This is a genomic window from Methylobacterium sp. WL19, assembly GCF_008040005.1.
Taxonomy (GTDB): domain Bacteria; phylum Pseudomonadota; class Alphaproteobacteria; order Rhizobiales; family Beijerinckiaceae; genus Methylobacterium; species Methylobacterium bullatum.
This window is the reverse complement of record NZ_VRVC01000292.1, coordinates 1-794: the sequence shown is the minus strand read 5'-3', so window position 1 is coordinate 794 and position 794 is coordinate 1. Positions and strand designations below refer to the sequence as shown.

At 65.1% G+C, this 794-nt stretch carries 1 protein-coding gene; it reads right to left on the bottom strand.

The features are described from left to right. Nucleotides 1-395, bottom strand: a 395-nt coding sequence (locus FV220_RS25155; RefSeq protein ID WP_147816406.1) for a response regulator, incomplete at its 3' end; no start/stop codon positions are given. Nucleotides 396-794 lie beyond the last annotated feature (399 nt).

Here is a 794-nt window from a genome sequence, read left to right as displayed (position 1 = left end):
GCCTCGCGCGCGGCGGCGCCCGGCCCGTCCTTGGGGGCGAAGCGGCGAAGCACGGCCTTGACCCGCTCCACCAGGAGGCGCTGCGAGAACGGCTTATGGATGAAGTCGTCGGCGCCCATCTTGAGGCCGAAGAGCTCGTCGATCTCCTCGTCCTTCGAGGTGAGGAAGATCACCGGCAGGTCGGATTTCTGGCGCAGGCGACGCAGCAGCTCCATCCCGTCCATGCGCGGCATCTTGATGTCGAAGATCGCGAGATCGGGGGGCGAGTGCTTCAGGCCGTCGAGGGCCGAGGCGCCGTCGGTATAGGTCTGGATCCGGTAGCCTTCGGTCTCGAGGGCGATCGAGACGGAGGTGAGGATGTTTCTATCGTCGTCCACGAGGGCGATGGTGGGCATTTCGCGTTCCCTGTTGCTCGGATGCGGCCTTCGCGGACGTCGGTTCGCTCTTGTCGTCTCCGCATCCCGCCCTCAAAAGACGAGGGCCGGCAAGACGCGCTGGCGAACCCTTCGGAAACGGGGCCGCATTCGCGCGGAGAGTCAGGCTGTGTAAAGACTTCGGTTGAAAAAAGCGAGCTTGCCCGGTGGATATGTCGGTTTGACGCTTGACTGAGGCCGCCGCGCCGCAGTCCGGCGGCCTCGCGCAAGCGGTTCGAGAACACCTATCATCGCGATTCTGAATGAAGGCCGGCGGTCGGAAAAGCCCGGCGCGGAACCACATGAAAGCAGGATGCACCATGGCTGACGAAAACCGGATCGAGGATGGTCGGGGCGGGGGCGAGGCGGGCGAGGCACCGC